The sequence below is a fragment of the Furfurilactobacillus curtus genome (assembly GCF_045862785.1).
Lineage (GTDB): Bacteria > Bacillota > Bacilli > Lactobacillales > Lactobacillaceae > Furfurilactobacillus > Furfurilactobacillus curtus.
Window position 1 is genome coordinate 1 of sequence record NZ_BQXO01000072.1, and the last position, 431, is coordinate 431.

The window sequence follows — 431 nt, forward strand, 5'->3', positions numbered from 1 at the left end:
AAACGACACGAACGAAAAGCATTTAATCAACAAGTTAGCGCACAAAGAAGCGCCCAAGCTAAATATCATAATCTTGGCGAAAAGATTAGAAATCATGAACACTTTGACGCTTTAACTGACGAGCTATCATTCTCTGAACAACACACAATTAGTCATCTAAGTCAGCAATTGAAAACCTATGTCGATTTAGAACATTTAGATGATAAACAGCGCATGCTGTTTAATTGGAAAAACAGCTTATTAATCAAACATGCCATTGGTGAAGATGTAACCAAGCAACTGCTGACTATTGACCAGCAAACGACATCACTAGCACAAGCTAACCAGTTGTTAAATAAAGTGGTGGAACGAGCAACGAAAAAGCTTTATCCGGAACTTAATTTTGAACAGACAACCGCAGCTGAACGACGGGAACTGATTAAAGAAACTAA

At 37.8% G+C, this 431-nt stretch carries 1 pseudogene; it reads left to right on the forward strand.

Going from position 1 to position 431, the window contains the following annotated elements:
* Positions 1–431: pseudogene (locus tag ACKTR2_RS10505) on the forward strand (MobQ family relaxase); the annotation flags it as partial.